The sequence below is a fragment of the Mesorhizobium sp. M7A.F.Ca.CA.001.10.2.1 genome (assembly GCF_003998575.1).
Lineage (GTDB): Bacteria > Pseudomonadota > Alphaproteobacteria > Rhizobiales > Rhizobiaceae > Mesorhizobium.
The window spans coordinates 1-26,019 of record NZ_RZQY01000015.1 but is presented as its reverse complement, the minus strand read 5'-3'; the positions used below and the strand labels follow the sequence as shown (position 1 = coordinate 26,019).

The 26,019-nt window shown below is 61.4% G+C and carries 24 protein-coding genes and 1 pseudogene; 10 read left to right on the top strand and 15 right to left on the bottom strand.

All coding sequences use genetic code 11. The features are described 5' to 3' along the window. Positions 1–86: 86 nt before the first annotated feature. From EN964_RS02220 to EN964_RS02175, 10 genes are all read right to left on the bottom strand, one after another. Entirely contained in the window at positions 87–1,730 is a 1,644-nt protein-coding gene (locus EN964_RS02220; protein WP_063169257.1) for an MFS transporter, read from the bottom strand. Between the two features lie 173 nt (positions 1,731–1,903). Beyond that, the gene (locus EN964_RS02215) at positions 1,904–2,887 is read right to left on the bottom strand and encodes a beta-ketoacyl-ACP synthase III (protein ID WP_063169256.1); all 984 of its coding nucleotides are present in this window, start codon (positions 2,885–2,887) and stop codon (positions 1,904–1,906) included. Beyond that, the gene (locus EN964_RS02210; RefSeq protein WP_127276141.1) at positions 2,884–4,149 is read right to left on the bottom strand and encodes an adenosylmethionine--8-amino-7-oxononanoate transaminase; all 1,266 of its coding nucleotides are present in this window, start codon (positions 4,147–4,149) and stop codon (positions 2,884–2,886) included. The genes EN964_RS02215 and EN964_RS02210 overlap by 4 nt, the downstream gene beginning before the upstream one ends. Further along, a complete protein-coding gene (bioD, locus tag EN964_RS02205; protein ID WP_127269495.1) occupies positions 4,149–4,784 on the bottom strand; it encodes a dethiobiotin synthase in 636 nt (211 codons plus the stop codon). Before bioD ends, EN964_RS02210 begins: the two co-directional genes overlap by 1 nt. Beyond that, positions 4,781–5,920, bottom strand: coding sequence for an 8-amino-7-oxononanoate synthase (locus tag EN964_RS02200; RefSeq protein WP_127269494.1), 1,140 nt, complete (start codon positions 5,918–5,920; stop codon positions 4,781–4,783). The genes bioD and EN964_RS02200 overlap by 4 nt, the downstream gene beginning before the upstream one ends. Then, entirely contained in the window at positions 5,917–6,885 is a 969-nt protein-coding gene (bioB, locus tag EN964_RS02195) for a biotin synthase BioB (RefSeq protein WP_236383478.1), read from the bottom strand. The genes EN964_RS02200 and bioB overlap by 4 nt, the downstream gene beginning before the upstream one ends. A gap of 174 nt (positions 6,886–7,059) precedes the next feature. Then, positions 7,060–7,941, bottom strand: coding sequence for a carboxylating nicotinate-nucleotide diphosphorylase (nadC, locus tag EN964_RS02190; protein WP_127269492.1), 882 nt, complete (start codon positions 7,939–7,941; stop codon positions 7,060–7,062). 1 nt (position 7,942) lies between these two features. Continuing rightward, complete coding sequence (locus EN964_RS02185) at positions 7,943–9,484, bottom strand: L-aspartate oxidase (RefSeq protein ID WP_024505569.1); 1,542 nt, start codon at positions 9,482–9,484, stop codon at positions 7,943–7,945. After that, positions 9,481–10,455 (bottom strand): quinolinate synthase NadA, encoded by a 975-nt coding sequence (nadA, locus tag EN964_RS02180; protein WP_095486074.1) that lies wholly within the window; start codon positions 10,453–10,455, stop codon positions 9,481–9,483. Before nadA ends, EN964_RS02185 begins: the two co-directional genes overlap by 4 nt. 62 nt (positions 10,456–10,517) lie before the next feature. Then, the gene (locus EN964_RS02175) at positions 10,518–11,480 is read right to left on the bottom strand and encodes a membrane protein (protein ID WP_024505567.1); all 963 of its coding nucleotides are present in this window, start codon (positions 11,478–11,480) and stop codon (positions 10,518–10,520) included. Positions 11,481–11,651: 171 nt separating this feature from the next. On the opposite strand from EN964_RS02175, the gene panB reads away from it, so the two are divergent. The 4 genes from panB (at position 11,652) to EN964_RS02155 (ending at position 14,936) form a co-directional block, all read left to right on the top strand. Then, on the top strand, positions 11,652–12,488 hold the full coding sequence (panB, locus tag EN964_RS02170) for a 3-methyl-2-oxobutanoate hydroxymethyltransferase (protein ID WP_127267032.1): 837 nt from the start codon (positions 11,652–11,654) through the stop codon (positions 12,486–12,488). After that, positions 12,485–13,393 (top strand): pantoate--beta-alanine ligase, encoded by a 909-nt coding sequence (gene panC / locus EN964_RS02165; RefSeq protein WP_024505565.1) that lies wholly within the window; start codon positions 12,485–12,487, stop codon positions 13,391–13,393. The genes panB and panC overlap by 4 nt, the downstream gene beginning before the upstream one ends. A gap of 98 nt (positions 13,394–13,491) precedes the next feature. Then, complete coding sequence (locus tag EN964_RS02160) at positions 13,492–14,211, top strand: LuxR family transcriptional regulator (RefSeq protein WP_126057768.1); 720 nt, start codon at positions 13,492–13,494, stop codon at positions 14,209–14,211. A gap of 92 nt (positions 14,212–14,303) precedes the next feature. After that, the gene (locus EN964_RS02155; RefSeq protein ID WP_126057769.1) at positions 14,304–14,936 is read left to right on the top strand and encodes an acyl-homoserine-lactone synthase; all 633 of its coding nucleotides are present in this window, start codon (positions 14,304–14,306) and stop codon (positions 14,934–14,936) included. A gap of 365 nt (positions 14,937–15,301) precedes the next feature. Here the strand turns inward: EN964_RS02155 and EN964_RS38360 are convergent, their stop codons facing one another. Continuing rightward, entirely contained in the window at positions 15,302–15,550 is a 249-nt protein-coding gene (locus EN964_RS38360) for a DUF6074 family protein (protein ID WP_063169245.1), read from the bottom strand. Between the two features lie 599 nt (positions 15,551–16,149). Here EN964_RS38360 and EN964_RS02145 point away from each other — a divergent pair. The 3 genes from EN964_RS02145 to EN964_RS02140 all read left to right on the top strand — a co-directional run bounded on the left by EN964_RS02145 (position 16,150) and on the right by EN964_RS02140 (position 17,160). Beyond that, positions 16,150–16,614, top strand: a complete 465-nt coding sequence (locus tag EN964_RS02145) for a hypothetical protein (RefSeq protein WP_236383474.1) — start codon at positions 16,150–16,152, stop codon at positions 16,612–16,614. Then, complete coding sequence (locus EN964_RS39065; RefSeq protein WP_256754986.1) at positions 16,607–16,741, top strand: hypothetical protein; 135 nt, start codon at positions 16,607–16,609, stop codon at positions 16,739–16,741. Before EN964_RS02145 ends, EN964_RS39065 begins: the two co-directional genes overlap by 8 nt. A gap of 257 nt (positions 16,742–16,998) precedes the next feature. Next, positions 16,999–17,160 carry a hypothetical protein gene (locus tag EN964_RS02140; protein ID WP_245456760.1) on the top strand — a complete coding sequence of 54 codons (162 nt, stop codon included), beginning with the start codon at positions 16,999–17,001 and terminating at the stop codon, positions 17,158–17,160. Positions 17,161–17,349: 189 nt separating this feature from the next. Here the strand turns inward: EN964_RS02140 and EN964_RS02135 are convergent, their stop codons facing one another. Then, positions 17,350–17,739, bottom strand: coding sequence for a hypothetical protein (locus tag EN964_RS02135; protein WP_024505560.1), 390 nt, complete (start codon positions 17,737–17,739; stop codon positions 17,350–17,352). Between the two features lie 705 nt (positions 17,740–18,444). Between EN964_RS02135 and EN964_RS02130 the strand changes: the two are divergent. Together EN964_RS02130 and EN964_RS02125 are read left to right on the top strand one after the other, a co-directional pair. Then, a pseudogene (locus EN964_RS02130) lies at positions 18,445–19,598 on the top strand (cation:dicarboxylate symporter family transporter). 1,251 nt (positions 19,599–20,849) lie between these two features. After that, complete coding sequence (locus EN964_RS02125) at positions 20,850–21,851, top strand: ArdC family protein (protein WP_024505900.1); 1,002 nt, start codon at positions 20,850–20,852, stop codon at positions 21,849–21,851. Between the two features lie 157 nt (positions 21,852–22,008). Here the strand turns inward: EN964_RS02125 and groL are convergent, their stop codons facing one another. The 3 genes from groL to EN964_RS02110 form a co-directional block, all read right to left on the bottom strand. Further along, positions 22,009–23,667: a chaperonin GroEL gene (groL, locus tag EN964_RS02120; RefSeq protein WP_127276139.1), complete on the bottom strand. Its 1,659-nt coding sequence runs from the start codon at positions 23,665–23,667 to the stop codon at positions 22,009–22,011. 61 nt (positions 23,668–23,728) lie between these two features. Then, positions 23,729–24,025, bottom strand: coding sequence for a co-chaperone GroES (gene groES / locus EN964_RS02115; RefSeq protein WP_006203049.1), 297 nt, complete (start codon positions 24,023–24,025; stop codon positions 23,729–23,731). 101 nt (positions 24,026–24,126) lie between these two features. Then, positions 24,127–24,435 carry a hypothetical protein gene (locus EN964_RS02110; protein WP_024505643.1) on the bottom strand — a complete coding sequence of 103 codons (309 nt, stop codon included), beginning with the start codon at positions 24,433–24,435 and terminating at the stop codon, positions 24,127–24,129. A gap of 1,010 nt (positions 24,436–25,445) precedes the next feature. On the opposite strand from EN964_RS02110, the gene EN964_RS02105 reads away from it, so the two are divergent. Next, a complete protein-coding gene (locus EN964_RS02105; RefSeq protein ID WP_024505644.1) occupies positions 25,446–25,769 on the top strand; it encodes a DUF736 domain-containing protein in 324 nt (107 codons plus the stop codon). Positions 25,770–26,019: the final 250 nt, after the last annotated feature.

Here is a 26,019-nt window from a genome sequence, read left to right as displayed (position 1 = left end):
ACCCGGAGCACGCTGCTCTCGGTGTGAGGCTGTGCTCTGCAAAGCACCGGTGATCCACCCTGTCCCTGGACAGCAGCTTGATGGCGTCATCTTGGAGGACGAGAAAAGATTGTCGAGGTACGGGTACGAATTGCCTCGGTCGTCCGTTCAATCGAAAGCACTGTCTGCGGAGGCACCTCTCCTTCATGCAGTGACAGGAGATGCTGGGCGACTTCCTTATCTGCTGCGGTGAGTCGATGATTTAGGCGGAGAAAGTCCATCCAGGTGGGGGTGCGGAATGTCTCCGTCCAAAGTGACGGTGTTTGCAGATTTCGCTGGAGCGTCCAGTTTCGTGCACCGGCACGGCTCTGGACGTGTCGCCGCGTGCGCATGGAGCCCAGAAAGGCCTCGATATTTTCCTCCGATATCAAATACTCGACCTTGGCCACGATAGGGCCACTTCTGGGTTTCAGATCGAGAGCCACGTCCGGCGGATGAAAAACTGAACTTTCTTGATCGGTTTCTTCCCAGGGACGGACCGGCAACACGATCCCCGCTGCTGCAACCAGCAACAGAGCGCCTGCGGCGCCCTCCAATGCTGAGGTCAAGGAATAGTTTTGCGCGACAGAACCCCAGATCCAGCTGCCAGCAGCCATACCGCCTGCGCTCAAGGCGTAGTAAATGGAGAGCGTGCGGCCTACAACCCACCTTGGGCTTGCCAACTGCACCGACACGTCAATGCCCGTCCAGGTGATAAGCCAACCCGCTCCGCCGAGCGCCAGCGAAATGGCCGCCACAGGAAGCGACGATGTAAGGGCAAGGGAGAGGCAACAGACTGCACAAGCCACAGAGGCGAAGGCCACCAGCCTGTTTTGAGACGTGACCTTCCTCAAGAAGCCGTTGCCCATACCCGCGATGAAAGCACCCATGCCGAAGCCGGCCAATAAGATACCGTAGACAATTGGCCCACTCTTCAACTGATCCCGGACGACGAGGGGGAGCAACGCCAGAATGGAGATGCTTGCCAACCCGAAAAGAGCGGCTCGGGCGGTCGCTGCCCTGATCTCCAAAGACATCGCCGTAAAGCGCACTCCGTCATGAATTGCCGTCGTCATTCTCTCACGAGGGAGAGGCGAAGAGCGGACCTCCCATTTGGTGCGCCATATCGCGCTTATGGGCGCCAGATCACTCACCGCAGCCAAGGCGAAAGCGGCCAGCGGCCCAAAGACGGCCAGGATCACGCCCCCCAAGGCTGGACCAACGCTGCGCACAATGTTGTATCCGACGGACATAAGCGTCACTGCGGCCGGAATGTCGCGTTTGTGAAGGATATCGCCGACCGAAGCGTGCCAAGCCGGATCATTCAAGGCAAAGCCGCAGCCGGCCAGGAAACCTAACCCGAGAATCAGCCAAGGACTGACAAATCCCAGACCCACAGAAATCATCAGCGTCGTCGACGCCGATGCTATCAGGCAGTGTCCCGCAAACATCACCCACCGGCGGCTGAAGTTGTCGGCAATGGCTCCGGCGAAAACTGAGAGGAAGAACACCGGCAATGTGGATGCGGCCTGGACGAGTGCCACCATGAGGTCGGACGCTGAAATCGTTGCCATAAGCCAACTGATGGCGACCGTTTGCACTAGCCAACCGAGGCTGGAAATCTGGGTGGCCGCCCAAATTGAGCGAAACACCTTGTTTCGAAATGGGGCGAGCGTCTTTGAAACGGGCGGTTGGGGATTTTCGCTCTGCATGAGGTATTGCTGGCCTTCGATGAGCGCTGCGATTTGAGCAAGCGGGTCGATACTTAGACATCGCGGAGCACCGCACGGACCCCAGCTCTATGGAGCTTGCCGGCGACTATTTGCGTATTGAGCCATTCTCATAGTCTCATTCATGAGCAGTCCTGTGCGCAAGCATTGCTTTGCTAAATTCCCACCACAAGCGCGCCGCCGCTGAGACCCGCACCCGCTGCCGCCAAGAGGACTTTCTCGCCAGGCCGAAACGGCTGCGCCCGATGGGCCAGCGACAATGAGAGCGGGATCGTCGCGGCGGAAGAGTTGCCATATTCGGCGATCGTCTTGACGATCGAGTGATCAGCGATGCCGAGGTTCCTGCCGACCGCGTCGAAAATGCGCGCATTGGCCTGATGCGGCACGAAACGATCGAGGTCTTGCGGCCTCAGTCGGGCAGCAGTGAGCGCATCTCTCGAGCAGGCGGTCATCATCTCCACGGCCTTGCTGAATACTTCACGGCCGTCAGTGATCGTCATCCGTGTCTGCGCGAGGTCGAGGTCGGCATGGAACGGAGTGTTGCTTCCCCCGGCGGGAATCTGGATTAGCCCGTAGCGCGAGCCGTCGGAATCCACCGAAGCGCCGAGAATGCCTCGATCCGGGTCATCGCAAGGACTGATCACCATGGCGCCGGCGGCATCGGCAAACAGCACGGCGCTGGCGCGCTCGGCCAAATTGATGCGGTGGCTGAGGATGTTGGCGGCGATGACAAGGCTCGCTTTGCCGTGCAGGCGGGTGAACCCGTCGGCGAACATCAGCGCATAGATGAAGCCGGCGCAGGCGCCGGTCAGGTCGATCGCTCCGGCGCGGCCTAGCCCCAGCCGATGTGCGACCAGCGGCGCGCTTGGCGGCAGAAGGTGATCGGGCGTCGACGTGGCGAGCAAGAGTAGACCGACGTCGCCGCGGTCGATACCGGCATTGGTCAGCGCCATGTCGCCGGCAGAGGCGGCAAGGCCCGACAGCGTGTCTTCGTCTGTTGCCCAGAAGCGCGAGCGAATTCCGGTGCGCCGCTCGATCCAGCCGGGCTCAAGCCCGAGCCGGTCTTCGATTTCCGGGTTCTCGACCTTGCGCGTCGGCGCATGATGGCCGAAGCCGAGAACGCGCGACGATAGGTTCATGGCCGCGAGCCGAAGCGTTCGCCGGCCTCCTCTATCGCGTCATAGAGCCCGTCCAATTCGTCGCTGGTGATGCAATAGGGCGGCAGAAGATAGAGGACATTGCCGAGCGGGCGCACCAACAGGCCGCGCTCAAGGAAAAAAGCGCGCAGTTTTGGCCCGATCTCGGCCAGATAACCGGCTGAGCCGGTGCGTAGGTCGAGTGCCGCGATGGTGCCGGTTGTCCGGCAGTCGGTGAAATATGGATTGCCCCGGAAGCGTTGCAGCCCGGCGGCCTGCCTCGCGCTCAAGACCGCGATCCGCTCGGCCACCGGCTCGTCACGCCAGATCTCGACATTGGCAAGTGCTGCCGCGCAGGCGATCGGATTGGCGGTGTAGGAGCTCGAATGGAAAAACGTCTTCTTGCGATCCTCCGAAAAGTGAGCGTGGAAGATGGCATCGGTGGCGATCGTGGCGGCCAGCGGGATGGTACCACCGGTCAGACCTTTCGACGTGCACAAGATGTCCGGCGAGACGGACGCCTGTTCGCAGGCAAACATGGTTCCGGTGCGCCCCCAGCCGGTCATCACTTCATCGGCGATCAGCAGCGTGCCGGAGGCTTCGGCGATCCTCTTCAATTCGGCAAGAACCCAGGCCGGATACATCAGCATGCCGCCGGCGCCAAGCACCAGCGGCTCGACGATCAGCGCGGCTGCGCGCCGGTCGCGGCTAACGGCCTCGAACCGATCCAGCGTTTCCTGCTCGCGCCCGGCGGCCGGGAAGGGGATGGCGTCGGCCTCGAACAGCAAAGGATCATAGGCGGCGTTGAAGACGCCGCGGGCGCCGACGCTCATCGCCCCGATCGTGTCGCCATGATAGCTGTGCTCCATGACGGCGATGCGCGAACGCGGCGCGCCGATGTTGCGGAAATAGCCGAGCGCCATCTTCAGCGCGACTTCGACTGAGGTCGAGCCACTGTCGGAATAGAACACCCGGTCGAGGCCGGCGGGTGCGATGCCGACAAGCGCCTCGGCCAGCCGTTCGGCCGGCTCGTGGGTGAAGCCCGCGAAGATGATCTGGTCGAGGCTCGAAGCGGTCGTCTCGATGGCCTTCATGATGCGGGGGTGGCGATGGCCATGGGTGACGACCCACCAGGAAGAAATCGCATCGAGGATGCGGAAGCCTTCGGCCTTGTGGAGATAGGCGCCTTCAGTCAGCACGATTTCAGGGACCGAGGGCTCTAGCGCGTGCTGCGTGAACGGATGCCAGACTCGAGACTCCGCCATCAGTCGCCTCCGGCAATCATGGCCAGGTCGAAGCCGGAAATCATTGCATCTCTCAACGTTTCACCCGTCAGCGGACCGAGGTGCGGCAGCCTGCCCAGCTGCGGCACGCCGCCGAATTCCACGATTGTCCTTTGTGTATCGGCCACCTCTTCGCCAATGAAGGCAATGCCGATGAGCGGGATGGAGCGGGCTTTCAGGGCCTCGATCGACAACAGCGTATGATTGATGGTGCCAAGCGCGGTGCGGGCGCACAGTATGACCGGCAGCCGCCATTGTTCGAATATGTCAATGAACCTTGTCTGTCGATTGAGCGGCACCATCAGCCCGCCGGCGCCTTCGATGACGAGCGGTGTCGGCAGGACCGGAAATGAAAGATCGTCGGCCTCGATCGCGACGCCGTCGATTTCGGCTGATCGATGCGGCGACAGCGGCATCGTCAGTCGATAGACTTCGGGCAGCACGCGTCCGTCGGGCAAGCCGGAAAGCCGGGCGACGACCTCGCTGTCGGTCTCCTCGTTGAGGCCCGATTGCACCGGCTTCCAGTAGAAGCCGTCGAGCAGCCCGGCAAGTCCGGCCGAAAACACTGTCTTGCCAATTCCAGTGTCTGTTCCGGTGACGACGATGCGTTTGGTCATGCTGTGGCCAACACTCCGACGAGAGCCTCGACCATGGCGGAAATGTCGGCTTCGTCGACGTTGAGAGTCAGCGAAATGCGCAGGCGCGACGTACCCTCAGGCACTGTCGGCGGGCGAATGCCGCGTATGTCGAAGCCGCGTGCCTGCAGTCCTGCCGCCACCGCCATGGTGCGGCTGTTATCGCCGATCACAAGCGGCTGGATCTGCGAGCCGCTGGGCATCACGCCGCAGCGTTCGGCCAATTGCCGGCTCGCGAAAGCGACACGCTCGTGCAACTGAGCACGACGCATAGGCTCGTCAGACAGAATAGTCAGCGCCTCACGTGCCACGACTGCCATCAGCGGCGATGGTGCGGTCGCATAGATGAATGGCCGGCACCGGTTGATAAGATAGTCGCAGAGTGTTCGCGGTCCGGTAACGAGCGCGCCGGATGCGCCAAGCGCCTTGCCGCATGTGTGGAGCGTGACGATGTTGTCGCGGCCTTCATACGCGGCGGCCAGTCCCCGGCCGTACGGCCCCCAGACGCCGGTGGCATGCGCTTCATCGACGACGATGAATGCCTGGTACCGATCAGCCAGCGCGACCAGGCTCTCCATCGGCGCACGGTCGCCATCCATGCTGTAAAGGCTTTCGAAGGCGATCCACACCCGCCCCATGCCGCCTTCGGCGCGCCAGCGGGTGATTGCGTCCTCGACAGCGTCGACGTCGTTGTGCGCGGCCAGCTTGAACTCAGCGCGCCCGGCTTGGGCACCCTCATGCATGCTGGCATGAGCGAGCTCGTCGAGGACCAGCAGGTCGCCTTTCTGCGGCAGGGCCGTCAGCAGAGCGAAGTTGGCGATATAGCCGCTGCCGAAGAACAGTGCACGCTCGGCTCCGAAAAATGCCGCTGCGTCCGCCTCCAGTTGCTCATGTTCCGGTGCATTGCCGCGCAACAGCCGCGATCCGGTTGCGCCCACTGGCGTGCCCCGCGCAATCGCCGTCGAAACCGCATCGCCGAGTCTTTTGGAGGCGGCAAGTCCGATATAGTCGTTCGACGAGAAGTCGAGCCCGGCGCGCGGTGCGAGCGTCCGTAACCGGTCCTTGCGCCCCAGTCCCCGCAAGGTTGCGTCATAGCGGGCAAGAATTGCCTCCTTCATTGCGTGGCGAGTTCCATAGGCTCAATGCCGAGGCGCCGGAACAGAAGGGTATCCTTGTCCTCGCCGGGATTTCCCGCCGTCAGCAGCGTGTCGCCGACAAAGATCGAATTGGCGCCGGCAAAGAAGCACAGCGCCTGCGTTTCGTCGCTCATCGCCGTCCTGCCGGCGGACAGCCTTACATAGGATTTCGGCATCATCACCCGCGCGAGCGCAACGATGCGGACGAAATCGATCGGATCGATGGCGTCGGCCGCGGCAAGCGGCGTGCCTTCGATGGGAATAAGCATGTTGATCGGCACGCTTTCCGGCGGCTCGGGCAGGTTCGCGAGCGTGACCAGCATGTCGATGCGATCGGTCTTTTCTTCTCCCATCCCGACAATGCCGCCGCAGCAGACTTTCATCCCAACCGCGCGCACGTGCCCAAGCGTTTCCAGCCGGTCGGCAAAAGTCCTGGTTGAAATAACCTCGCCATAGTAGCGCTCAGAGGTATCGATGTTGTGGTTATAGTAGTCGAGACCGGCCTGCTTCAGGCGAGCAGCTTGCTCAAGATCGAGCATGCCGAGCGTCATGCAGGTCTCCATGCCGAGGGCCTTGACGCCCTCAATCATGGCGACCACAACGTCCATGTCGCGCTCCTTGGGAATTCGCCACGCCGCGCCCATGCAATAGCGCGTTGCGCCGCCATCACGCGCCTTGGCCGCTTCGTCGATGACATGCTTGACGTCCACCAGCTTCGACGCCTTCACACCGGTTTCGTAATGCGCAGACTGGCTGCAATAGCCGCAATCTTCAGGGCACCCGCCGGTCTTGATGCTAAGGAGCCGCGACAGCTGCACTCGGTTTCGATCGAAGTTCTGGCGGTGGATCGTCTGAGCTAGGAACAGCAGATCGTTGAATGGCATGCCGTAGATGGCCTCGGCCTCTTTGCGGTTCCATCGCGGAGGCGTTCCATCGACCAATTGCATGGTCTGGTTCACGTCGAACTCCGAGTTCATTCCAATCGTCATCGTCAAACCTTTGTTTGCTAGTCCGGTACGCCTTCTTGGCTTTGGGGCGCACTCGCTAAAGGCGAGCTGCGGCACGTCTTTCCAGCACCTCCTACGCCTGCCGAGCTGATGTTGCTCCTCACGCCGTAATCCTCAGTTCAAGTGCTTGCAGATGTTCTGGTGGTCCGGCATGTCCAGGCCGATGTCGAGGATCGGGGCGCTGTGCGTCAGCCAACCCATGGAGATGAGATCGACACCGGTCGCCGCAATCGCCGCCGCCGTTTTCGGCATCACCCGACCGGACGCCTCGGTGATCGTACGGCCATCCACTATAGAAACCGCGCGGGCAAGATCCTCGACCGACATATTGTCGAGCAGCACCGCGTCAACACCAATCGCGAGCGCTGCATCGAGCTGCTTCAGCGTGTCGACCTCGACCTCGACCTTCACCATATGCCCTGCTGCGGCGCGCGCCCGCTCTATTGCTGTGCGGATATCGCCGGCGATCGCGATGTGGTTGTCCTTTATGAGCACGCCGTCATCGAGGCCGAACCGGTGATTGGCACCGCCGCCGACGCGCACGGCGTATTTCTCCAATGCCCGCAGCCCGGGCGTCGTCTTTCGCGTCGATACAATCCTCGCCTTGTGACCGCGCACGGCCTCAACCATGGCCGCTGTGGCAGTGGCAATGCCGCTCAGCCGGCATAAGAAATTGAGGGCCGTGCGTTCGGCCGTGAGCAGGCCTCGTGCGGGTCCGGACAATCTTGCAATGGTTTCCCCGGCCCCAACCTCGCTGCCATCAGGGCGCCAGATCTGGATGTTGATCGCCGGTTCCACGAGAAGGAAGGCATACGAGACCAGATCGAGCCCGGCAACGACGCCCGCCTGCCTCGCTTTGAGCACCAACGTGGCAGTGCAATCATACGGGATAACCGCATCGGTGGTCAGGTCGCCGGATCTGCCCAGGTCTTCGAGGAGCGCAATGCGCACAATCGGTTCGATCAGGGTCGCGGGGAGGGGGGAGAATGAAGTCATATCAAGTGCTCCGTATGGTAGCCCGGCAATCGAGTGCGGCCGCGGCCCGCATTGCGCTGTGCAGTGTCAGCCGTGATGGGCGCACGTTGGCATCGTGGAGCGGGAAATCGGACCGACAGTGCGCGCCTCGACTCTCTTCCCGCCTCAGGGCCGCCGCGGCGATCATCAGTGAGACCAAAGCCGGACCAGAGGCAGCGACACTATTGGCTGCGATCGGCAGCAGGGTCGCCACCGCTTCGCGCATTGCCTCGCCGTCGCGGATGATACCCAGGGCGGCGGAGACAATCGGGCGGACCACGGAAGCGTCTGGTCGTGGAGGGACGAATGTGGAGCATCTGCGCGGTCGCCGGGTATACGACGTGCCGGCAACGCTTTCGGCAACCCAGCTCGCGGTGACCGCCGCTTCGGTGAGCGAGTTGCTGGCCAGGCGGTTGGCGCCGTGCAGGCCGGTACAGGCCACCTCACCGCAGGCCCACAATCCCTCGATGGAGCTGCGGCCGGCGCTGTCTACGGCGACGCCGCCCATGTGATAATGTGCCGCCGGGCGCACCGGGATCAGGTCGGTCGCGGGGTCGATTCCTGCGCTCCGGCACAATTCGGCGATGCCTGGAAAACGCTTGCCAAATCTCGGGCCGAGACTTTGCCGTGCGTCCAGGAATACGCGGCGTCCAACGGCAAGCTGGTGCCAAATGGCGCGCGCTACGACGTCGCGAGGCGCAAGTTCACCGCCAGGTGTGTCGGCGAGGAAGCGCTCTCCTCGCTCATCGATGAGCACCGCGCCTTCGCCACGCACGGCTTCGCTCACCAGCGGCATCGGCCGGCGCGGACCGTCGAGCGCAGTTGGATGGAACTGTATGAATTCCAAGTCGGCGAGTTCCGCCCCCGCCCATGCGGCGAGCGCCAGCCCGTGACCCCATGAGCCAGCGGGGTTTGTCGTGTCGCAAAACAGCCCGCCGACGCCGCCGGTCGCCAGCACCGCGCGACGCGTGGGCAGAGCGAGCGCGCCGGCTCGTCCTGCTGCGACCACGGCGATGACCGACCCGTCCTGCACGACCAGCCGGCGGACCTCCACATTTTCGATAATGGTGATCGAGGCTGTACGCCGAACCGCGGCGACGAGCGCGCGCACCAACTCGCGACCGGTGGCGTCGCCGGCTGCATGCACAATCCGCCGTCGCGAGTGTGCCGCCTCGAGCCCAAGTCGCAACGCGCGGTCAGGGTGCTGGTCGAAGTCGACGCCGAACCTTTGGATCGTCCTAATCGCTTCGGGTGCAGCTCGTACCACTCGCCGCACCGTGGCCTCATCGCAGAGTCCGTCGCCGGCAGCTATCGTGTCGCAAAGGTGAAAATCTGGGCCGTCGTCGCCCCCGAGACTTGCCGCAAGACCGCCCTGGGCAAGTTCACTGCAGGCTCCGGTTCCAAGCGGCGCGTTGGTCAAAAGCACGACCGGTTCCGGCGCCAGATGAAGCGCCGTCATCAGGCCGGCAATGCCGCCGCCGATGACGACCGGCGCCCCGGCGATGTCGCGAACCTCCAGACTCATAGGGAAAGCATGCGCTCGACCGCGCGGCGGGCGGGGCCGGCAATTTCGGGATCAATCCGGACCTCATGCCGGTTCTGCTCGAGTGCGGCGCGAATGTTGGCCAGGTTGATGCGTTTCATGTGCGGGCACAGATTGCATGGGCGAACGAACTCGACGTCGGGATGCGCGACCGCGACGTTGTCGCTCATCGAACATTCGGTCAGAAGGACGACACGCGTCGGTTTCTCACGCTCGACATAATCCGACATCGCCGCGGTCGAGCCGGAGAACTCCGCCTCCGCGACAACGTCTGGTGGGCATTCTGGATGGGCCAGCACGATGACGCCTGGATGGGCATCGCGCAGTTCCCGGATGTCTGCTGCGGTGAAGCGCTCATGCACCTCGCAATGGCCTTTCCAGGCGATGATCTCGACGTCTGTATCGGCTGCCACGTTCCTCGCCAGATATTCGTCCGGGAGCATCAGCACACGCGCCACGCCAAGCGATTCCACCACCGCCTTGGCGTTGCCGGACGTGCAGCAGATGTCGGACTCCGCTTTTACGGCGGCGGAAGTGTTGACGTAAGTAACAACGGGGACCCCCGGATACCGCAGCCGCATTAGCCGCACGTCGTTTGCCGTGATCGATTCGGCCAGCGAGCAGCCGGCGCGGAGATCCGGGATGAGCACGGTCTTGTTCGGATTGAGCAGTTTTGCCGTCTCGGCCATGAAATGAACGCCGGCAACCACGATGATGTCGGCGTCGACCGTCACCGCCTTGTGGGCCAACGCCAGGCTGTCGCCGACGATGTCTGCCACGCAATGAAAAATTTCGGGCGTCTGGTAATTGTGCGCCAGCACCACCGCATTGCGCTCACGCTTCAGCGCTAAGATGGCTTCAATATCGCCGGCGAACGCGGGCCATTCAACGGGTGGGATCACCCGCCGGACACGCTCATACAGGGACGCAGCCATAGGTAACGCCCCAGTCATTGGCGCCTCGATTATATTCGGTTTGACAATAAGGGAATATATCTACCTTGACTATAAGTATGTCAAGCCCGCGCCAGCGGTAATTTTGTCCCGGCGATAGCCCTGTCGTCGAGGACGGCATGCCGGAAGCGATAAAGCTTCGCCGGTCGGCCGCCCGTGTCGAGGGAGGTCTCCCCGGTCTCCTCAACAAGTTCCTGCTGCTCGACCAATCTCCGGAAGTTCGGCTTGTTGATCAGCCTGCCAGCCAAAGCTTCCACGGTTCGCTGCAGTTGCAGCAGCGTGAAGGAAGGCCGCATAAGCTCGAACACGACCGGCCGGTATTTGATCTTCGAACGCAGCCGCGCGATCCCGGTTGCCAGAATACGACGGTGGTCAGCGACCATTGGTTTGCCAGCCGCGGCCGCAATCGCGTCCCTGCCGCCACCGGCCTCCTCAATCAGAGCAGCTTCATAGAGCAACTCGTAGCGTTGGAGCGTGAGTTCCTCGTTCCAATGGCGGTCGTCGAAGCCGAAGGCTATCGCAGCGCGCTGCCGGCGCTCGCGTTGAGTGGTCGGCTCGCTGGCGCCGCCGGCCCACTCAATCAGGCGGGGCCGCAATCTATCGAGCAGCACAGGCGGCGTGCCGAAGCGGTGGTCCTCCCAGGGAAAATATTCGTACCAACTTTGCCAGCCGCACGCGGCCGAGTTCGTTGCCTGTTCCTTCCTGGTCAATGCGAGATAGCTGATTGAGATGACGCGCTGGTGGCGCTCAGTGCCGATGCGATCGCGATCGGCGAAGGTGTAGAGTTGCTCGATGTATCCAAGTGCATGGCCGGTCTGCTGCTCCACCCACCCCCTCAAACCCGACTGCAGTGATCGATGCTCAAGGGCAAAAGGTCCGGAAGGGAGGGTGTCCGCATGACCGACTGTGAGGACACAGGGCTCACTGTCGTTTACGGCGACCACGACGGCAGTCAGGTCCACTTTGGCTTCGTCAGCTTTGACGGCGGCTTTGCCTTTCTTGGTTCTTCTTGTCTGAGGATCCATGTTTGCGAAAGCGGGTTGGCCCAACGGAGCGCCTTAATCGATTGAATGTAACCTTGGCAGCCAGCACGTCAACACCGGAGTACTCAAGCGCTGTTTTTAGCTCTTCGCAGTCGCACAAAAATATGCCAAACGCGACACCCGCTGTTGGTAACGTAAGGGAAGGGGCCTCGGTTGAGCGCGGCTGGTCAGATAAAAGGGATGACTCCTCCAGATATTCGATCGCGAAAAGGCCAGACGCCACTTGTATGCTTGACGGCCTACACCACGCCGGTCGCGAGGCTGCTCGATCGCCACTGCGACATCGTTCTTGTCGGCGACAGCGTCGGCATGGTGCTGCACGGCCTGTCGTCGACGCTGGGGGTCACGCTCGACATGATGATCATGCACGGACAGGCCGTTCGCCGCGGCCTTGAACACGCGCTGATGGTCGTCGACCTGCCCTTCGGTTCCTATGAGGAAAGCCCAGAGCACGCTTTCGGCAACGCTGCGCGCGTGATGGGTGAGACCGGTTGTTCAGCGGTAAAGATCGAGGGCGGCGAGACCATCTCGGAAACCATCCGCTTCCTTACCGCGCGCGGCGTACCTGTCATGGCCCATGTGGGCCTGACGCCGCAGGCGGTAAACACGTTTGGAGGCTATCGTGTGCAGGGCCGGGGAGCCGATGCAGAGCGGATCAGGCGCGACGCCAGGGCGGTAACCGAAGCGGGCGCCTTCTCCTTGGTGCTGGAAAAGATACCGGAGCAGCTTGCACGGCAGATAACCGCCGATATCGACATACCCACAGTCGGCATCGGTGCCTCGCCAGCTTGCGACGGCCAGATTCTGGTGAGCCACGATATGCTCGGGCTCTTCACCTCATTTCGGCCGAAGTTCGTCAAACGCTATGCCGAGCTCGGTGAGCAGGCTGAGGCGGCAATCGCCGCTTACGCCACCGATGTGCGGAACCGGCACTTTCCGGCGGTCGAACATCTCTATGTCAACGCCTTTAAGGCCGGTGACTTCACATGAGCGTGCCGATCGCTCGAACCGTGAGCGAGCTGCGCGGCGTCGTTGCGCAATGGCGTCGCTCGGGTGCCACGATCGGTATTGTGCCGACCATGGGAGCCTTGCACGACGGGCATCTGAGCCTCGTGCGGAAGGCGCTCGAAAGGGCCGAGCGGGTGATCGTGACGCTGTTCGTAAACCCCAAGCAGTTCAACAGCCCCGCCGACCTGATTGCCTACCCTCGGACGGAAAGCGACGATGCTGCCAAGCTCGCTCTGCTGGGCACGCATCTGCTCTATGTGCCGGACACAGAGGAAATGTACCAGGTGGGCTTCGCCACGGCCGTTTCAGTGTCCGGCATCAGCGAATGCCTTTGCGGCGCATTCCGGCCCGGCCATTTCAATGGCGTGGCGACGGTCGTGGCCAAGCTCTTCCTGCAGGCCGGCGCTGACTTCGCCTTTTTTGGCGAAAAGGATTTTCAGCAACTTCAGCTTGTCAGGCGCTTGGTCCGGGATCTCGACATTCCGATCACTATTGTGCCCTGTCCGACAGTCCGCGAAGCCGATGGTCTTGCGCTATCGTCGCGTAACGTGCGGCTCTCCCCAGCCCAACGCGCCATTGCCCCAAAACTAGCATCGGTCCTGCTCGATACGGCCGAGCGGCTTGCACGCGGCTCCCCCATCCTGCCTACGCTTGATGAAGCGCGTGCAGCAATTCTGGCTGCCGGCTATCGCGAGCTCGAATACCTGGAGCTTCGCGGAGAAACAGACCTGCAATCGTTAGCAAGCCTTGACCGACCGGCACGCTTGCTTGCTGCGGCTTGGCTTGGCGACACGCGGCTCATCGATAACGTCGCAATATCACCCATCGGTAGTTGGTCAGGTGGGCGGAGCTCTCTCCAATCGGAAGCAGCACAGCAATTGCGGTGATGACGGCGGCGCGTCGTATGCCCTGCAGGGACAGGCCATCATTTAGAACCACGTCTCCGTCGGCTTCCAGCAACCTCCGCGAGGTACGCTAAGCGCAGATGCATCGCGTATTTGAAACCTTGGTCGAGCAACTCTCTGCAAGCGTCGATGCCGTCGATCTCCATGAGGCAATGGCGTCCGCCGCAGCCGGGTTCGACTTTCCGCTCTTCGCTTATTTCACCTACCCATCCGCTTCCGGCGACAGGCCGCGATTGATCTCGAATTATCCATCATCATGGACATCACATTACCTGCAACAGCGCTACCACAGCGTGGATCCCGTGATCCTGCGGGGACTGCGGGGCTGGGATACCTTCGACTGGGGTGTGGACCGCGATCACCGTTATTTGCCGACCTCTCAGCAGGAAGTCCTGGAAAAAGCAGCTGAGTTCGGCATTCGCGGCGGACTGACCATGTCGATGCATGATCATCGCGGCCGGTTCGCCGCACTGACCTTCGCCTCCAACGAGGCGCATCCGCCATTTCTGAGGTCGCTGACGCGCTACGAAAAAGCAATGCAACTGGTTGCGATCAACGTTCATATCCATGCCCGGCGCAGGCTCGCCGAAGATTGCGTGGTAGATGGCATAACGCTCACCCGGCGGGAGTTCGAGTGCCTGAAATGGGCGGCGTGCGGCAAGTCGGCCTGGGATATCAGCCAGATTCTCGGTGTCTCGAAACGCACCGTGACCTTCCATCAGGAAAACGCCAAGGCGAAGCTTGGCGTGCGAACCATCAACCAGGCCGTAGTGCGGATGGCTGCTCGGGCGAGATCCTGATCCTCTCCAAGTCTAGCTGTAAAGGTCTACAGGCTGCATTCATGACGGCTTTGCCCTTCGATTGCGTGGACACATCCCGCACGGAGACGACAATGATGCAGCTGATAACACCCGACTGCTACGCCGAGTTTGCGAGCGAACTCAAGGAAATGCACGGACTTAGGTATCGGGTTTTCAAGAAGCGGCTCGATTGGGAAGTGCAGACCGAAGGCGAAATGGAAACGGACCCGTTTGACAGCCTGAACCCCGTCTACCTGCTTCTTAAGGGGTCCGATTGGCGAACTTGCGGCTGCGTCCGCCTTTTGCCGACCACCGGACCGACAATGTTGCGCGATACGTTTCCGACGCTGCTGGATGAGATGGTGGTCCCTGCGAGTGCCGATATCTGGGAGAGTAGTCGTTTCGCGCTCGATCTCCCTGCGACAGCGCCGAAGGCAGCTGGCGGCCTGGCCCAAGCAACCTACGAGCTCTTCGCGGGGATCATCGAATTCGGCTTGGCCAACAATCTCTCCGGGATCGTAACGGTGACAGATACGCGCATCGAAAGGATCCTTCGTCTCGCGACCTGGCCGTTGTCACGTATCGGACAGCCCAAGCAGGTCGGCAACACCGAGGCAGTCGCCGGCTTCCTCGATATTTCCTACGCCAGTCTCTTGCGCATCCGCTGGAGGGGACGCCTCAACGGGCCGGTGTTGTGGCAACCAGTTCTCATCCAATCGGCATAGCGCCTGCGGATGCTCAGCCGTGACTTGAGTTAAGTCTGCTCACGGCCGCCACCGCCGCCGTGAGGGTGAGCGGACCCGCCCCCACGAGCTTTCGACTGTTCCGGTCGATTGGCTCGCGCGGCCGGACTTTGGATTTCCGTAGGCGCAACCCGCAGTCCAGCGTGAGCACGCCAAAATGGCGCCCCTCGGCTTCGTCCAAAGAAGCCAACGTGGCTTCTGAAGTCGTCTTAGAATATTGGACCGGCCGCCGTGAGCGATCGCAACCTCAAAGCTTTGCCGGTATGCCGGTTTGGCCGGACCGTCGGCCAGTCGGAGCAGTCCCCTGATAAGGACCCGAGCTGACCGCGGTCCAACAGCGCCCGAGCCTATGCTTTGTGCATTACCGTTCGGTTGGCCATGTCGTCCAAGACCGCATGAAGAAGGCTTCCAACCTCCTGCGCAGCGAGCTCTGGCGCAATTCCTACATCGGACAATTGAATGAGCATTTTCTTGGCAGCACAGCGCCAGAACGCACTCGCCGCCTCGCCGTTCTTGGTCTCGAGGGCCTGGGCGATACTTTCGACCAATATACGTCGCCGATGCAGCGGAAATACGCAAATGTTTGATTCATGCATCAATCACCTCACAGATTCAGTTCCACAAAGAAAAACACCGGCGTCTTCAAAAGAGCCCCGCTAGCGCGGTGACGGTTCGCGGCGACATGACGAGTTCCACTTCCCCATCGACAAGCCATTGGGAGATGAGCCGCCGGACCGCATATCCGGGACCGCACATAAGGTGAACCACCATTGCTCATCCGGCTGCATTTTCCTGGGCCGTTCGACGAGGCGTTCCAGCCGAATTGACGTCCAATGACTTGATCTCTGAAAGGGCAGGGCGGTACGAATCACCCGATTGTTCCGCTGCTTACATTCCTGCGAGCTTGTGTATGAACGATTAAAGCGTGCCCGAGCCGTTCTTGGTGGCCGCCGCAGAAGGGAATCATGTCATCCGCTGCCTATCGTAGGCGGCGCGACTTCTAGCATGACTGCACTGCCCCGACAGGGCTTTGCAATCGCGCGTTTCGAGGCCTATGCTTTGGCATCGGCCGGCATTTACTTCGGTGCAGCCGACAGTAAGACGTACGCGCTCTTGCCCCGTTGGAAGAGAGCCTTGCCCGATCCCTCTTTCGCGACCAGGTGCTGAAGCCCTCACCCCGCAGGACTTCGCGCTTTTGCGACCATCGCTGCATCACGTCGAACCGGGCATCAAGGACCAGTTGGAGGTCGCGCATCAGCCGATCAAGAACGTATATTTTCCCGAGAGGGGCATCGCGTCGGTGGTCGCCACCATGACCGGCGGGCGGCAAGGTGAAGTCGGCATTGTCGGCGATGACGGGATGAAAGGAATTGCCGTCATTCTGAAAGCACTACCTGGCGCCTGCCGGTTGAAAACCTTCGCCCTGCGATTAGCCCGTCGCTTCGCACCTCAGTGCTGGATTATGCCCACGCGTTCCTCGTCCAATCATGCCGGACGGCACTGGTCAATGGCCACTCCAAGATCGAAGAACGGCTGGCCCGCTGGCAGCTTGATGGTCCACGACCGTGCGGAAGGAGATAAGATCCTCCCGACGCATGAATTTCTGGCGACCATGCTCGCGCCCACCGCCCGGGGTCACCACGGCCCTGCAAATGCTTGAGTATCGAGGACTGGTGCACGCCAAGCGCGGCGAGATCACGATCATCGACCGTGCCGGATTGATAAAGCTCACACATGGCGCTTATGACAAGGAGGAGCAGCGTTATTTCGGCCTGGCCGCTGCCTGAAGCATGTCGGTTGAAACGGGTTCAGCCGACGTCTCCTTGCCCCTCACCAGGTCGCCCAAAAGCATCAGCGGTTTTGAACGAATCGCAGCGATTGTCCGCAATCGGACATAGGCTTGAAGGCGGTCGAATTCGTGCCATAAGTCGGGTTGGTCAGGGTTCAGGGAGGAATTCGTCATGACCAATTCGTTTCACACTGTCACCGTCGAAAAAGCCGCAGAAGCCTATGTCCTTTCCAGGGGAAGGGTCCGCTTCTCTCCATGGCGCAGGCGATCCGCGCCATCCGAACACTAATGCCGGCATGCAAGGCCACCGACCGCGAGTTGGAGGAACTGTTGGCGGCCGCTTCCTTCGTTCATGGCGTGCCCGTCGCCTTCGACACAAAAACAGCCGATCGTGTAGAACCACGGCTGCATTCCTAAGAGGGCATGCCGCGCCATGCAGACTGTCAGAGGGCATTCGTCAGATCGTAGTCCGCTAACTTAACTGCAGAGTCTATAGGACGTGTTCCAGCATTGCGAACTCACCGATCGCTTTGTTGCCAAAGCTGCCAGCAAGCGATCGCCTCATCCAGCCGTTTGCACCATCTCATCACAGACATCATCGCGATGCTACCTGTCCAGCATATGTCCAGCATTTCGCAAGGCGGCCAGAAGGAGCCTCGCATAGCCTGTGACATCGATCTGGGCCTGCATCGAAAGGGGCATGCTGGTCCAGTTCTCCAACGGTGCAATGAAAGGTGAGAAGGTGCCATTGACAAGGCAACAACAGCTAACAAGGCCCTCTCGGTCCAATGCCACCACACCGATCTTGTCGCCTGGATATCCAATGGCTGCGACTCGCTGGACCTCCAGGTCACCGTCCACCCGCACGTCAAAAAGAAGGCTACCACGGCTCCTCGTGGCTATCTCAGCCGCCTTCTCATCAAAGCTTGAAGAGAGCAAGCGGACGCTTTCCACCGCCATCTGGAAAATCACCAAATCCAGTTCATTCACGGCCATATGGGCATTTCCGCGCAACGGGTGGTGATTGCAATGACACATACTGCTTGTTCACAGATGTCGGTCACGAACGATCATTCGTCGGGTTCCGGTTCCGACCAACGGTGTCGCCACCTGATCGTGCTGCGGTTCGAACCTTCCGAACGCGAGCCGAGCGCGCTATGAGGTTGGAGTCTAGGTCTCGGACCCTGCCTCGCGGCCTTCTCATCTTTGGCAGACCCGTTGCAACGCCGCCGCGATGGCGCAAACGCCAGATGACGCTGATCCATCGCTTGATCGTGAACTGAGCTTCTGAACACCATTGGGACAGCAGGGTGGAAGGGCTTGACCAACGCTGCCCCCGTTTTCCAAGAGGACCCGTCCTCGATTGAATCTTTCGAGCCCCGTGCGGCGCGCAGCCAAATGATGACCATCTGGACCCTGCTCGCAGACCGCAAGGCAAAGAGGGAACCTTCCAGGCAGCCAAGCTGCGCCGACGCAAAGAGCGACCTTTGGAATTCCCAAGAATTTAGCCTTCCATAGTTGCGACAGGCAACCACTGCACGAGTGTGGGAGAGCGAATCGCAAGCATTGCGTGAGGTCCTGCGCGTTTTCCCCTCTTTGCTATTTGGCACATCGTTTGCGCCGAAGTGGGCGCAGCGTTCGACCGGAGCACTGCATGGGAGAGGGAGGAGCCCCACCCCGATCCGGTCAAGGAGAGAGACGGTGTTGGTTCCAAGAGTTCCCCGCGCGATCGCAGCGCCCCGCAAGCGCCATTTTGCCCGGACCTACGTGCAGGTACTTGCCGCCATAATCCTGGGTGCCGCAATCGGCTATTTCCATTTGGAGACCGGCCACAGCCTGAAGCCGCTCGGCGATGCCTTCGTCGAGGTCGTCAAGATAATCACCGTACCTGTCATCTTCCTGACAATAGCGACCGGCATTGCCGGCATGAGCGATCTGCAGAAGGTCGGCCGAGTTGCCGCCAAGGCGATGGTCTATTTTCTCACCTTCTCGACGCTCGCTTTTGTTGTCGGGCTGATTGTCACGAATATCGTTCAGCCTGGCGCCGGCCTCAACATCGATCCGGCCTCGCTCGATGTCGAAGCCGTTAAGGGCTATGTGGCCACGGCTCACGAGCAGTCCGTGACCAGCTTCCTGATGAACATCATCCCGTCAACGATTGCCAGTGCCTTCGCGGAAGGCGACATCCTGCAAGTCTTGTTCCTCTCGGTCCTGTTCCTCTCGGTCCTGTTCGGCGCGGTCTGCCGCTACAACGGCCGCTCGCTCTTCTCTCTCGTCCGATACATCAAGGACGAGCTGCTGCTCGCAATGTCCTCCTCAGAGGCCGCGCTGGCCTCGCTCATGGAGAAGATGGAAAAGGCCGGCGCCACGCATTCGGTCGTGGGTCTCATTCCATTCAATCTGGACGGCACGAATATGATGCTCGCCGCCCTTTTCATCGCCCAAGCGACGAAAACTGATCTCCCGATCGGCTGCCGGATCCTCATGCTGTTTGTCGCATTGTTCCCTTCGAACGGAACAACCCGCATTACCGGTGCAGGCCTCGTCACAATGGCTGCAACGCTCTTTCTTGTTCCGGCCGCACCGGTCACCTCCGTGGGGCTTATTCTTGGCGTTGATCAGCTTATGTCCGAATGCCACGCGCTGACGGTTTTTCTCCGCAGCGTAGCGGCAACGCTGGCTGTCACCCGGTCCGGGGCGAGCGGGATAAACGACGATTCGGGGAGCGCCTCACTAGCGGACCGTTCAGCGCTCTGGCGGTGGACGGTCAAGTCGCCCGGCGTGGTGAACACAATTCCCCGTGCGAACGACGCTCAACTATTGGGGTGGACCCGATGGCGCAAAGCCGTATTTGAGAAACCGCCAGATCGCACCGGCACCTGTGCGCCTGTAGCAACTGCGGGGCACGATCAAAACCGACCCATTTTACACCAAAAAGGCGGGCCGTTGCTGCCACGCCGTCCATGGATTGGAGACTCATGTCTAAGCCGACTGCCATCACTGTCGCAGCTCTTCTTTTACTCCTCGCCTTGCTGGCGAGCCAATATAGCGCGAACCTGCACCGGCAGGCGTGGTCGACCGCAGGCAAAAGTGGAGCGGCGCATTCGACAACGATCTTCTTCGCCAATCGCCGGCAACCCGCAAGGCGATGCCGTTCTGGTCATATTCAATGACTACCACAACTGTCCGCATTGCAGACTGGCTGATATCAACTACCAAAAAGCCTCAAGCATGAACCCAATCTGAAGCTTGTGATCAAACAGTTCCCGGTCCTGGGACCGGATTCCCAATTCCCAGCCTTTGCCGCACTCGCCTCGAGAAAACAGGGAAAGTTCGACGAATTCCACCGCGCCCTTATGATTTCCCCCAGTTGAAGGGTCACTCTCAAGATCGCAGCGCGTGTAGGCCTTGACGTTGAGCAGCTCAAGCGGGAATGCAAGATCCGGCCATCGCAGATGAAATGCGCGCGTCCGCGCACTCGCGAAAGGTCTGCACTTAGACGGTACGCCCGCGTTGGTGGTCGGCGATATAGTGGTCGCCGACCTTGTGGACATGGCCAGCTTGCAACGCTTGCATCGCCGATGCGCGCTCAAAGCGTGCTGGCTCTCGTGCGGGGCAGCATCTGTAGACCGGCCACGCTGTTGTTGCCGGAGCGTGCCGTTTGTGGCAGCTGGCTTTGCTGTCGCTCCTCGTAATCTTGTTGCGGTCATCCAGCTGCCGTGGGCGCCAACAACAATCCTGAGCGCCCGCGCCTGAAGTCGCTGGCCGGGTGCTCGTGAACCGAGCCCGCTTTTCTTCGGCAAGCTCAGGCGGTCTTGGCCCTGCGGCATCGCCCCCTGGCGCGGGGCAGCCTTCGGCTGCTGACGGTCGCCGGCCTGTCGGCCGGCGTCTTTCTATTGTGGCCTTCCCCCTGGCGCAGGGTGGGCAGCACTCCCTTCTAGGCCCGCCGCGGCGTCCCGCAACCCTTCGCTTGTCGCTTTCGGGTCCTCCACTCCGTTCCGGTCCTGCTGATGCAGTCCGCCTCCGACGGCGGGCCTTTCCGGTCGCTTTTGCCGCCCACCCCGCTTCCGGGGAGGGCGCGCGATTGTAGAGCGGAGGACATCACGATGCGTGCAAACAACAAACGTTGCGGCAGCCGACAGGCTGGCGCAGACAGTGGCGGGCGCACCGGCGCCAGCCTTTATCAGGAAATCACCGACCGCATCATTGCCGAACTGGAGCGCGGCACCGTGCCATGGGTCAAGCCGTGGGGCAGGGCAAGGACAGGCCTCGGCCTGCCGCGGAATGCGGCCACCCAGCGCCGATATTCCGGCATCAATATCCTGATCCTGTGGGGCGCGGTCATCGAGCGCGGTTTCCCCAGCCAGAACTGGCTCACCTTCCGGCAGGCGCTTTCGCTTGGCGGCAATGTCAGAAAGGGCGAGCACGGCACCACCATCGTTCACGCTGACCGCTTTGTTCCCAAGAACGAAAAGCAACGCGCCGACACCGATGGCGACGAACCGCAGGCGGTGCCCTTCCTGAAGCGCTTCACCGTCTTCAATGTCGCGCAGTGCGATAATCTGCCCGAACATCTTTACGACGCCGGCGAGCCTCTGCCTGAGCGCGAGATGGTCCCGCACGCCGAGGCGCTCATTCATGCAACCGGCGCTGATTTTCGCATCGGCGGCGAGCGCGCCTTCTACATGCCCGGCAGCGACACCATACAGGTGCCGCCGCAGCGGGCTTTCTTCCACCAGATCGACTATTACCGGACCTGCTTTCACGAGCTTGGCCACTGGACCGGCCACCCGAGGCGACTCGCGCGCGACCTATCCGGCTCCTTCGGGTCCAACACCTATGCGCGCGAGGAACTCGTCGCCGAAATCGCATCAGCCTTCATCTGCAGCAGTCTCGGCATCGAGCCGACCGTGCGCCATGCGGACTACATCGGCTCATGGCTGACGGTTTTGCGCGAGGACAACCGCGCCATCTTCCGCGCCGCAAGCCATGCCTCGAAAGCCGCCGATTTCCTGCTTGGCCGCAATGTCGATGTCGAAGGTGAGGCACATGCCGAAACCGCCTATGGGACCGCGCAATCCTCACACGCGACCGCCTTGCGCCTCTGATGACGCAAAGCCGCGCGCAACCAACTCGACAGTTCTTTTGAGGTTGCCCTAACGCCGATGGCCGGCGTTGGCGTCGATCGTTCATCGGACCGAGGTTCGCAAAAAAAGAGGGCGGCATTGATGCCGCCCTCTCGTTGCGAAAGCTGCCAGAGCTGGATTAGAAATCCATACCGCCCATGCCGCCCATGCCGCCGCCACCCATGCCGCCAGGCATGCCGCCGCCGCCAGCCGACTCCTTCTTCGGAGCCTCCGCGATCATGGCTTCAGTGGTGACCAGCAGGCCGGCGACCGAGGCCGCGTCCTGGAGAGCCGTACGGACAACCTTGACCGGATCGACGATACCCATGGCGATCATGTCGCCATATTCACCGGTCTGGGCGTTGTAGCCGAAGGTCGCGCCCTTGTTCTCAAGGATCTTGCCGGCAACGATCGATGCTTCCGCACCGGCGTTGGCCGCGATCTGGCGGGCCGGAGCCTGCAGCGCACGACGAACGATGTTGATGCCGGCGGCCTGGTCGGCGTTGACGCCGGTGGCCTTGATGTTGGCCGAAGCGCGCAGCAGGGCTACGCCGCCGCCTGCAACGATGCCTTCTTCGACGGCCGCACGGGTCGCGTTGAGGGCGTCATCGACGCGGTCCTTCTTTTCCTTGACTTCGACTTCCGTCGCACCGCCGACGCGGATCACCGCAACGCCGCCGGCGAGCTTCGCCAGACGTTCCTGCAGCTTCTCCTTGTCGTAGTCCGAAGTGGTCTCCTCGATCTGCTGCTTGATCTGGGCGACGCGGCCCTGGATCTCGGCCTTCTTGCCGGCACCGTCGACGATGGTGGTGTTCTCCTTGGAGATCGACACCTTCTTAGCGCGGCCGAGCATGTTGAGGCCAACATTCTCGAGCTTGATGCCGAGGTCTTCGGAAATGACCTGGCCACCGGTGAGGATGGCGATGTCTTCCAGCATGGCCTTGCGGCGATCACCGAAGCCCGGCGCCTTGACGGCGGCGATCTTCAGGCCGCCACGTAGCTTGTTGACGACTAGCGTGGCCAGAGCCTCGCCTTCGACGTCTTCCGAGATGATGACCAGCGGCTTCGAGGTCTGCACGACAGCCTCGAGAACCGGCAGCATGGCCTGAAGGTTGGAGAGCTTCTTCTCGTGGAGAAGGATGTAGACGTCCTCGAGCTCGGCAACCATCTTGTCGGCGTTGGTGACGAAGTAGGGCGAGAGATAGCCGCGGTCGAACTGCATGCCTTCGACGACTTCGAGTTCGGTCTCAGCAGTCTTGGCTTCCTCGACCGTGATGACGCCCTCATTGCCGACCTTCTGCATCGCTTCGGCGATCATCGAGCCGACCGAAGCATCGCCGTTGCCGGCGATGGTGCCGACCTGGGCGACTTCCTCGGAGGTCTTGATCTTCTTGGCAGCCTTGCCGAGCGCGCCGACGACTTCGGTCACGGCCAGATCGATGCCGCGCTTCAGGTCCATCGGGTTCATGCCGGCGGCAACGGCCTTGTGGCCTTCCTGGACGATCGACTGTGCCAGAACGGTTGCGGTCGTGGTGCCGTCGCCGGCGATGTCGTTGGTCTTCGAAGCAACTTCGCGGACCATCTGTGCGCCCATGTTCTCGAACTTGTCTTCAAGCTCGATTTCCTTGGCGACGGTGACGCCGTCCTTGGTGATGCGCGGGGCGCCGAACGACTTGTCGATGACCACGTTGCGGCCCTTGGGGCCGAGCGTGACTTTCACCGCGTCGGCGAGGATGTTGACGCCGCGCAGCATGCGCTCGCGGGCATCACGGGAGAATTTTACGTCTTTGGCAGCCATTTTTAGCTCCTGGCAGGGGCTTTGATCGAGCCCGGGAATTCAGTTGACGAAAGGCCTGATATCAGCCGATGATGCCCATGATGTCGGATTCCTTCATGATCAGAAGGTCTTCGCCATTGAGCTTGACTTCGGTGCCCGACCACTTGCCGAACAGGATGCGGTCGCCGGCCTTGACGTCCAGCGGGACCAGCTTGCCAGCTTCGTCACGAGCGCCGGAGCCGACGGCGATGATCTCGCCTTCCTGCGGCTTTTCCTTTGCCGTGTCGGGGATGATGATCCCGCCAGCGGTCTTGGATTCGGATTCGACCCGGCGAACGACCACGCGGTCATGCAGCGGGCGGAACTTCGACTTTGCCATTTTCGGATTTTTCCCTGGTGCGGATGTTGAGGGGTTTTTGTTAGCACTCGCGATGGACGAGTGCTAACGCGATAGTGAGGTAGGCTGTAATCGGGCACTCGTCAAGACGGACGAGGGCAGGCGAGGAGCTCTGGCCCCCTCCCCGTGGAACCCAACGCATACGCGGCATCCGTGTTGATGGCTGCGAGCCCCACATTTCCATTGAATTCGGCGTCATGACGCCAACTTGCGCGCGCCGCTTCCAAGTCGTCAATCGTGCTGCCGTCAGCACGAACATAGGGCTGCGCTTCACTTCCCGTCGAAGCCGCGGCAAGCAGCGTCGCCGTCAGCACGCTCCTTTGCAGATGCTTGCCAAAGGTGGACAGTGAGCGCACCTGCGCCGGGCTGTTGGTGCGAACGTAAGACGTCATTGACAACTCCTTTTTGCAAGTCGAGCCCCTTCTCCACCTTCGGCCGCCGTCGACGCGAAGAAGTCCGCATCGCGTTGAAGACGAGCTGCGAAAAAGAGAAAGATGTGTTTGATGGCTGCGGCCCCAACGGTGCCTTCAGATTTGAGATCACTTCCGCCGCGAGCGGCTGAAGCTCCTCGCAACGTCAAATCGAATCTGCTGCCAAGCCTCCAGGAAAGGAGAGCATTGCTCATCTCGCGCTTGTGCATGCAGTCAACCTTCGATCCGTGTTGCCACATCAAGAGCAAATGCCGTGCCAAAGCTCACTGGGAAGTGAACGCATGGCTCTCCCTGAAAACCTCACAAATCCAGCATGGTCAATTGTGCGGAACCCGACATGCGTCTTCTGCCACTGTCAGCTTTCGGACAGGCATGACGCGTTTCGCGCCGACCACCGGTCGATCGGTTTTGGGGCCGGTCTGTTCGCCTCATAAGAGCGCGTTACATTGCGTAGCGGTTTCCCGAGCGCCGCCACATGACACTGGACCTGCAGGTAGCACCGGCTTCTCATCCAGCCTTACTTTGGCCCCCTCGCGTATCAAATTCCCGCTGGCGAGCCCTGCTTTCATAGATCGCACCATGCCGGATGTCTGCTCTGGCGCCCGACCCGCTGGCACGATCTCGATCCGGCATAAGGGCGCAGCATCTTTGCAGGCCGTTTCATCCCGGCGTCCTGCTTGGCTGACAGACCGCACTTGGCGAGCGGTCTCCATGCTCTCTCCAAGGACCATCCCTGCGGCTGGCTTGTCGACCTATGGGCGGGTCCGGCCGCCCGAAACCCTCGCGCCATCAGCTTTTTTCCCCGCCGCCTGCGGCGGCTTCCTCGCGCCGCTTCGCTCACAAAAAAGCTGCCCGCTCGGGTCCTTCACTGTCGCTGCGGCCCTGTCGGATTCAGGCGGTCCTGACGCGCCCATTACGGTGCGCCATCGCAGGGGATGGTCCCCGGCGAAACCACAAAAGGAGACTTCGAAATGACCGCGATCGGTTACGTCAACAAGCAGGAAAACGGCGCCTACAAGGGCCAGTTCAAGACGCTCAGCGTCCGCGCCGACATCGATATCGTCCCCAACCAGGCCAAGAGCGCCGATAACCATCCCGACTTCCGGGTGCTTACGCAAGGGGTCGAAGTCGGCGCTGGCTGGATCCGCACCGGCGAGACTTCCGGCAAGGATTATGTGAGCCTGTCGATTGCAGCGCCGGAGTTCGGACCGCGCAAGCTCTACGCCAATCTCGGCCGCGCCGCCGGCCAGGACGATCACGACACCTACGCCATCATCTGGAACCCGGCCGACTGACCGGCCGAGATAAGAGCCTCGCGCCGCAGCCCCGGCGCGGGGCTCATTCCCAGGAGTTCCACCCAAACCCCGTCCGCCCTAAAGGGCGGCGAAAACTCTCCCCCGACTCTTCGCCCGTCCCCGAGACGATCTCCCTCGCCCATCGTCGCCCTCGCTTGTCCGAAGCGAAACGAGGATCATCATGGACGACGAAAACGAACGCGCGGCCCGCGCGAAAAAGGGCAGCCCGTTTCTCAGTACAGCCCAAGCC